Here is an 876-nt window from a genome sequence, read left to right on the forward strand (position 1 = left end):
TAGGCTGGTGTGCAACCAGACCGTTAGTTGCACACCAGCCTCCCGGATGCCCTCGGAGGCAGTCGGGCACGGCTCCCGCGGACGCGTGAAGCCGGCCCGCTTACCCTTCGCTTCCCGTGCGCCAGGCACCCGCACGTCCACCTTGCCTTTTTCGCGTTTTGTTTAGTATTTTTAGTAACGGCGTTTTCGCAGATTAGCGCTTAAAAACCGCGAATTCGCGGGTATTCCCCGGCTATCCGGCCCGAATTCCGCGAGATGTTTTACTATACAATCGCTTTCACCCTAAACAAACCGGACCCCGAACGATGGGTACGACCATTCGCGATGTGGCGCGGGCGGCAGAGGTCTCGATCGGCACCGTCTCCCGCGCGCTGAAAAACCAGCCGGGCCTGTCCGAAGCGACGCGTGCGCGCATCGTCGAGATCGCGCAGCGGCTCGGCTACGATCCCGCGCAACTGCGGCCGCGCATCCGCCGGCTCACCTTCCTGCTGCATCGCCAGCACAACCGCTTTCCGGCCAGCCCGTTCTTCTCGCACGTGCTGCACGGCGTCGAGGACGCGTGCCGCGAGCGCGGCATCGTGCCGACGCTGCTCACGGTCGGGCCGAACGACGACGTGCTGCGCCAGATGCGCCCGCACGCGCCCGACGCGATCGCGGTGGCCGGCTTCATCGAGCCCGAGACGATCGAGGCGCTCGCCGCGACCGGACGGCCGCTCGTGCTGATCGACCTGTGGGCGCCCGGGCTGCGTTCGGTGAACATCGACAACGCAACGGGCGCGGCGCTCGCGATGCGCCACCTGCTTGCCACCGGCCGCACGCGGATCGCGTTCATCGGCGGCTCGCCCGCGCACTACAGCATCGCGCAGCGCGCGATCG

At 66.9% G+C, this 876-nt stretch carries 1 protein-coding gene; it reads left to right on the top strand.

The window, feature by feature from the left end:
- Nucleotides 1-305: 305 nt before the first annotated feature.
- On the top strand, nucleotides 306-876 hold a 571-nt coding region (locus G3N93_RS40125), incomplete at its 3' end, for a LacI family DNA-binding transcriptional regulator (protein WP_206135537.1).

The sequence above is a fragment of the Burkholderia sp. Se-20378 genome (genome assembly GCF_017104665.1).
Taxonomy (GTDB): domain Bacteria; phylum Pseudomonadota; class Gammaproteobacteria; order Burkholderiales; family Burkholderiaceae; genus Burkholderia; species Burkholderia lata.